6 protein-coding genes are annotated in these 5,217 nt (G+C 30.5%); 4 read left to right on the forward strand and 2 right to left on the reverse strand.

Annotated features, from left to right (window positions below; translation table 11 throughout):
• Positions 1-700 precede the first annotated feature (700 nt).
• Positions 701-1,657, reverse strand: coding sequence for an SDR family NAD(P)-dependent oxidoreductase (locus Q0W26_RS11185; protein WP_298525355.1), 957 nt, complete (start codon positions 1,655-1,657; stop codon positions 701-703).
• A gap of 106 nt (positions 1,658-1,763) precedes the next feature.
• Here Q0W26_RS11185 and Q0W26_RS11190 point away from each other — a divergent pair, with 106 nt between their 5' ends.
• Both Q0W26_RS11190 and Q0W26_RS11195 read left to right on the forward strand, forming a co-directional pair.
• Complete coding sequence (locus Q0W26_RS11190; protein WP_298525358.1) at positions 1,764-2,228, forward strand: MarR family winged helix-turn-helix transcriptional regulator; 465 nt, start codon at positions 1,764-1,766, stop codon at positions 2,226-2,228.
• Positions 2,229-2,233: 5 nt separating this feature from the next.
• On the forward strand, positions 2,234-2,788 hold the full coding sequence (locus tag Q0W26_RS11195; protein ID WP_298525361.1) for a TMEM175 family protein: 555 nt from the start codon (positions 2,234-2,236) through the stop codon (positions 2,786-2,788).
• Positions 2,789-2,949: 161 nt separating this feature from the next.
• Here the strand turns inward: Q0W26_RS11195 and Q0W26_RS11200 are convergent, their stop codons facing one another.
• Positions 2,950-3,372 carry a MarR family winged helix-turn-helix transcriptional regulator gene (locus Q0W26_RS11200; protein ID WP_298525414.1) on the reverse strand — a complete coding sequence of 141 codons (423 nt, stop codon included), beginning with the start codon at positions 3,370-3,372 and terminating at the stop codon, positions 2,950-2,952.
• A gap of 99 nt (positions 3,373-3,471) precedes the next feature.
• On the opposite strand from Q0W26_RS11200, the gene Q0W26_RS11205 reads away from it, so the two are divergent.
• Positions 3,472-3,915 carry a flavodoxin family protein gene (locus tag Q0W26_RS11205; RefSeq protein ID WP_298525417.1) on the forward strand — a complete coding sequence of 148 codons (444 nt, stop codon included), beginning with the start codon at positions 3,472-3,474 and terminating at the stop codon, positions 3,913-3,915.
• 5 nt (positions 3,916-3,920) lie between these two features.
• Positions 3,921-5,102 carry a S9 family peptidase gene (locus Q0W26_RS11210; protein WP_298525420.1) on the forward strand — a complete coding sequence of 394 codons (1,182 nt, stop codon included), beginning with the start codon at positions 3,921-3,923 and terminating at the stop codon, positions 5,100-5,102.
• Positions 5,103-5,217 lie beyond the last annotated feature (115 nt).

Raw genomic sequence — 5,217 nt, forward strand, 5'->3', positions numbered from 1 at the left:
CAATTTTACCATGCAATAAATATTAAATATAGAAATTAATTAGTGGACAGTCCCAATGATGTTTTCTCAATAATTTTTCAAAGGATTTACTCCAAATATAAAGTCAATATGCTGAAAAAACTATACAAAATATAAACACCTGTCAAAAAAGGACAAATCAATTCCTTAAAAAAATACTCCTTTTTTAAAAATATCAATATAATACACTTAATAAAATTATAAAATAAGTTATATTAAGTCAATGAATAAAAAACTTAATATTAACAATTAATAAATTAAATAACACCCGAATTATATACAATGGATTTTGCCCGTATACAATACAAAATATTTAGTACTTTTAGCTCTTACAGTATAATATTTAATATAACTTCATATAAAGATTATGAATAATATTTTGGTGTTTTTAAAGTTAATGCAATTTTCCTCAACAAATATATGTTTTAAAGAATAATGTCAAACTCTCTTTTAATATTTTGACCATCAGTAAAATATTCTTTGAGATTTGTCTCTGACATAGATGTTCCACATTTTCTAAAGCCATAATTTTCAATTTGTTTTTTTTTTTGCAACGGAAATTATTTAATATATATGAAAAATATACCTCATATTTATGAAAGACTGTGGTAATTGGACCTTTACTGATTCAATGGAGAGTATCGACAGTATCTTTTCACATCCCAAGATTATGAAAATCAGTTCATTTGATTGACAGAATTGTTTCGTTTTCTTTTAAATTAACCAGTTCTGCACTTTCAACCCATAGTTTTCTTGCAGCTTCATTATCCTGAGCCTGCAGTGAAGTTTCAATTGGAGTTTCATTGTTTCTGTCAAAATATTTTCGAGTGATTCGTTCAAATTGTTTTTCAGTTATTAAATTGGCTAAACCTTTCCCTGATTCAACACCACTTCCTTTCTGTTTGATTATTCTTGCAAGTAATGATGCAAAGTGGGGAAGGAGCTTTTTAGCAATAATATTAGAATTTTCCGGCATGAAATTAGTGTCAGTCATTAATCCTGGGTTAAATGCATTTACAGTAATATTTTTATCCGTTTCCTTTTTTAAACGATCAGACATTTCATTTACACATAAAATATTGCATAATTTTGCCATAGGATACCTGAGTGCTAATTCCTTATCTGATAATTCACCGTTGATTCCAGGATGTGCCAATTCTTCAGCATTGTGAAATTCAGGTGTGTATTTACATACGATTTTTGGAGGATTGTGCATATCACTGCTTACAAAAACAATTCTTCCATTATGTCCCATCTGTTTCAGCATGAGATTTGTAAATAAGAAATGTCCCAGATGAAGTGCTCCGAATGTCGCTTCAAATCCATCTTCGGTATATTCCACCTGCTGGCGATTGAATCCTGCATTGCATACAATTCCATATAATGGCGGAATTTCCAATGTTAGAAATTCATCATAGGATTTTCTAATTGATTCTGTCGAAGACAAATCCAGAGATAATGTATAAATATTCGGATTATTGCTTTCTTTTTTTAGGTTTTTCTGAGCATTTAATGCTTTATTTTTATTTCTACAGGCAATTACAATTGTATAATCTTTACTTTTACTTGCAATATTCTTTGCACACTGATATCCCAGTCCTGAATTTCCACCTGTGATTATGACAGTTTTTTGATTCATTTTATATACACCTTCGATTTTATTTCATAGTAAATTATTTACTAGTAAATAATTTTATAGTAAACTATATAATTTATGATATTTAAATATTTAGACAGGTAGTGAAATGACAGATAAATTAGATTTAATAAAAAATAGTGATGAAAAATCCATTGAAGATATGGAACTTGGGTTATTATTGTCTACTGCATTTTATAGTTTTACACAATACTTAAATGAGTATTTTGAAGAAGAAGGATTAACATTAACACAAGCCAGAATATTATTTACTTTAGGCATAAAAGACAATGTTTCTGTTGATTATCTTGCAGAAAAAACCTATTCCAATAAAAGTATAGTAACAAAGTCCATTAAGGTTTTGGAGCAGAAAGGCTTTGCAAAAAAACAGATAAATCCACTGGACAATAGAAAAAAATTAATTACAATTACTGATGAGGGAAGAAAAGTTCAACTTAAAAGTCAGCAGATTGATTTGAAAATCAATGAAGAATTAAAGGAACAGTACGGATTGAAGGAATTAATATCATTTAAAAAATATCTCAAAAAATTTATTTTAATTTTAAATGAGTGATTATAATGAAAGACAGGTTAATTGCAATTAGCGATGGAATTATTGCAATTGCTGCAACAATAATGGTTTTGGAATTGGCTTTACCTTCCCAATTAACATTTGATTCAATATTAGATTTATCTACAACTTTTTTTGCTTATCTTGTCAGTTTTTCATTAATTTACTTTTCATGGCGAACCCACAACAATATTTTTAAAAAAATCGAAAATGTTGACGGCCATATATTTGTAATGAATGGATTTTGGTTAGTTATCGCAACATTGATTCCATTTGCAACTAAATTAAAGGGCAGTTTTCCAAACAGCAATATAGCAGCAATTATTTATGTTTTATTACTGATTTTTTGGTTTATTTCCATTCAACTGCTTGACTGGATTGTGGTAAAAACAGATCCGAAATGTCAAAAAGATGAAATTTCAAACACAACTCCGCGATTACTGGTATTTGTGGGTTCTGCAGCAGCACTGGTGATTGCCTATTTCTGTCCAATATATACAACACTGATTCTGGCCATGATTACATTCATAATGATAATTGTAGTATTCATAAAAAATGAATGAACAAGGTATTGTCGTAATCTGATTATAAAAGAACAAAAGATACCATTTAATATTCTCTTAACTGTTGAAAATTCGTTTTCAAGATACATAATTTTCACGGAGATAAATGACAAAACAGCTGTATAACTTTTTTGATTTGATTATTGCATCATCACAGAAATTTATCCCTTTTTAATCAGATTATCCAGTGTAATTAACTGTTCTTTTAATGTTTTGATTTCTTCTTCACCGATTTTCGAAATGATAGATGTTTCTATTTCATCATTAATCCGAAGAGCTTCTTTTTGAATGTTTCTGCCTTTTTTTGTTATTTTAACAATCTTTTTACGATTGTCTTCAGGATTAATTTCCTTTGTTAAAAATCCTTTCTTTTCAAGTATTTTCACAGATTTGGTTACGCTGCTTTTTCCTATGTTTGCTTTTTCTGCAAGATAATCAATAGATACTCCATTATTCAATGCTAAAACAAGGAGCACTCTTGTCTGACTTAATGTCAAATCCATTTCTTTAAGATAGCTATTCATGTAGTTTGTGTAATCATTGAATAGATTAGCTATTAGGAATCCTAATTTTTTTTCTTCCATAGCAATGTTTATATATAATTATTGTTAAATAGTTTTCTATGAAATAGTTTCATAGGAAATTATTTTATAGGAAATTAAATTTTTTCGAGATGATAAAAAATGAAAACCGCAATAATATATGTTTCATCACATCATGGAAATACAAAAAAAGTTCTAGATGTAATGGCATATTCAAATGATATTAACTTATTAAAAATATCTGAAGCTAAAAAAACAGATTTTTCAGTTTATGATGCAATAGGATTTGCTTCAGGAATATATTTCCATAAATTCCACAAAGGCATCGAAAAGCTAGCTTCAGAAATTGACTTGACCGGCAAAAAGGTTTTTACTGTTTACACTTGCGGCATTAATTATATAAACTATGCAAGAAGCATTCAAAAAACAATTAAATCCCAAGACTGCGAATTCATTGGAGGATTCAGCTGCAGAGGATATGACACATATGGATTTTTCGAAAAAATCGGTGGAATAGCCAAAAACCATCCCAACGAAAAAGACTTTAAAAAGGCTCGTGAATTTATAAAAAACAATTTGAGGTGATATTAATGAAAAAAATGATGAATAAAATGCCGTCAGTTGGCGTTGAAGGCCACTGGTCAGCGGATAAATTCAGTGACAATGTATTGCAGGATGCACTGATAAGACATGCACTAGGATTAACCTACCTGCAAATGGCAGATGTAGGGGAAGTACTGGAAACAGTTGCTAAATTCAAAGCAGGAAAAGAATGGATTGATGCATGGTCTGAAATGGCAACAACACTTGAAAAAAGAGCAGAAAACTCCAACAGTAACGTGACAAAAGAAAGTGCATATCTAAGGGCATCAACCTATTGGAGAATTGCTTTAATGTATTTTAACTCAATTGATGATGATAGACTTTCTAAATATTCTCAAAACAGTTTGGACTGTTATCATAACTATCTGGAGGTATCCAATTTCCCCGGAGAATATGTAGAAATCCCTTATGAGGACTCATACCTTCCGGCACATTATTATCAATCTCCCGTTGCAGATGATAATGCTCCGTTAATGATATTGACTCCTGGAAGAGATACTTTCGCAGAAGATACTGCATGGGTTTACAGACAGGCACTGAAAAGAGGAATAAACTGTCTTGTGTATGATGGTCCAGGTCAGGGATTTGCCCTTAGAATGAACGGAATTACATTCAGACACGATATAGAAAATGTAATAACCCCAATTATCGATTACTGTTTAGAAAACTTTGAAGGCATTGATGAGGAAAACATAATACTTTTCGGAATAAGCTTTGGAGGATTTCTAGTGCCTAGAGCCGCAATTTATGATGAACGTGTTAGAATGTGTATTGTTGATCCCGGTAATGCAAACTGGGGCGGTGCCTTTGCTAAAAGACTTGAAATGATTCAAAAAATGCCAAAAGAAGTTCGTCCCGCACAATTGGACTTCATGCTTGAAGATTACATTTACAAGCACGGAGCAACTTCAGAAAGCATTTGTAATGAACTTAGAAAATTCGACAATACTGACATTATTAAGGATTTGGATTGTCTGACCATTGTAATGGATGGAACATCAGAAATGACACAGGGTGAAGCAAAAGTATTCTATGATATGCTTGAATGTGAAAAGGAATATTTATTGTTTGATGAAGATTCTGGTTCACAGATGCATGCCCAAATGGGGGGATATGCAACAGCAAGCGAAATGCTATTGGATTTAGTCGAAAAACACTTAATTCAATAATCCTTTCTTTTTTCTAATTTTTTAAACTTTAGCCACATATGCTATTGGAAACATAATACCCTTTTTAATTCCAACACACAATAAACAAGTGAATGAAATATTTAATTATTTTAAA

The organism is uncultured Methanobrevibacter sp., from assembly GCF_947169325.1.
GTDB lineage: Archaea > Methanobacteriota > Methanobacteria > Methanobacteriales > Methanobacteriaceae > Methanocatella.

What these genes read in the sequence shown, in the direction of transcription:
- Q0W26_RS11185 (WP_298525355.1), bottom strand. Translation starts at nt 1,657, where the DNA reads ATGAATCAAAAAACTGTCATAATCACAGGTGGAAATTCAGGACTGGGA.
- Q0W26_RS11190 (WP_298525358.1), top strand. Translation starts at nt 1,764, where the DNA reads ATGACAGATAAATTAGATTTAATAAAAAATAGTGATGAAAAATCCATT.
- Q0W26_RS11195 (WP_298525361.1), top strand. Translation starts at nt 2,234, where the DNA reads ATGAAAGACAGGTTAATTGCAATTAGCGATGGAATTATTGCAATTGCT.
- Q0W26_RS11200 (WP_298525414.1), bottom strand. Translation starts at nt 3,372, where the DNA reads ATGGAAGAAAAAAAATTAGGATTCCTAATAGCTAATCTATTCAATGAT.
- Q0W26_RS11205 (WP_298525417.1), top strand. Translation starts at nt 3,472, where the DNA reads ATGAAAACCGCAATAATATATGTTTCATCACATCATGGAAATACAAAA.
- Q0W26_RS11210 (WP_298525420.1), top strand. Translation starts at nt 3,921, where the DNA reads ATGAAAAAAATGATGAATAAAATGCCGTCAGTTGGCGTTGAAGGCCAC.